General features: G+C 74.4%; 1 protein-coding gene and 1 pseudogene. Both read left to right on the top strand.

Translation table 11 applies throughout. The features are described 5' to 3' along the window. Window positions 1-952, top strand: a 952-nt coding sequence (locus tag B9S61_RS03595; protein ID WP_103540881.1) for a dihydrolipoamide acetyltransferase family protein, incomplete at its 5' end; no start/stop codon positions are given. A gap of 87 nt (window positions 953-1,039) precedes the next feature. Next, window positions 1,040-1,237 (top strand): annotated as a pseudogene (locus B9S61_RS41455) (hypothetical protein); the annotation flags it as partial.

A 1,237-nucleotide genomic window follows, 5' to 3' on the forward strand; every position in this document is an offset into this window, starting at 1 on the left:
CGCTCACGCCCGCACCCCCGGGGCCGCGGACGGCCCCGTCCCCGTGATCTCGCCGCTGGTGCGCAGGCTGGCCCGGCAGAACGGACTGGATCTGCGGGAGATGACCGGCTCCGGGCCCGACGGGCTGATCCTGCGCGCGGACGTGGAGTACGCGCTGCGTGCCGCCGCCCCGAGCCGTACGGGCGCGACGGACGGCGCACCGGAAACCCGGCGCGTCCCCGCGGACACGACGGCACCGGCCGTCCCCACGGGCACCACGGCCGTCACCCGCGTTCCCCTCAAGGGCATCCGCGGTGCCGTCGCCGACAAGCTCTCCCGCAGCCGCACCGAGATACCGGACGCGACCTGCTGGGTGGACGCCGATGCCACCGAACTGATGCGGGCCCGCGCGGCGATGAACGCGGCCGGAGGTGGCCCGAAGATCTCCGTCCTCGCGCTGCTGGCCCGCATCTGCACGGCCGCGCTCGCCCGTTTCCCCGAGCTCAACTCCTCGGTGGACACCGGGGCCAGGGAGATCGTCCGGTACGAGGGCGTGCACCTCGGTTTCGCCGCGCAGACCGACCGGGGGCTCGTCGTCCCCGTCGTCCGGGACGCGCACACGCGGGACGCGGAGTCGCTCACGGCGGAGTTCGCCCGGCTGACCGAGGCGGCCCGGGCCGGGACGCTGACGCCCGCGGAGCTCACCGGTGGCACCTTCACGCTGAACAACTACGGCGTGTTCGGCGTGGACGGCTCCACACCGATCATCAACCACCCCGAGGCCGCCATGCTCGGCGTCGGACGCATCATCCCCCGGCCGTGGGTGCACGAGGGCGAGCTGGCGGTGCGGCAGGTCGTACAGCTCTCGTTCACCTTCGACCACCGGGTCTGCGACGGCGGTACGGCAGGGGGTTTCCTGCGGTACGTGGCGGACTGCGTGGAGCAACCGGCGGTGCTGCTGCGGACGCTGTGAGTCCGGTCCGCCTTCGTCCCGGCCGCCCCGAGCGTGTCCACGTGCCCCCGCGTTCCCTGTGATCGCGGGGGCACGCATACTCGGGGGGTGAGCCAGTATCAGCCACCCGGTGATCGACCCGGCGGCCCTTCCGGCGGTCCGGACGGCAGCTCTTCCGCCGACCCCACCGGATGCCGCTCCGCCGACCCCACCGGCGGCCGCTCCGGTGGTCCCACCGGCGGCCCGTCCATCGATCCCGCTGGTGACCCTTCCGGCGATCCCGCCCGCGATCCCTCCGGCGGGCCC

This window comes from Streptomyces sp. SM1 (assembly GCF_002910825.1).
GTDB lineage: Bacteria > Actinomycetota > Actinomycetes > Streptomycetales > Streptomycetaceae > Streptomyces > Streptomyces okerensis.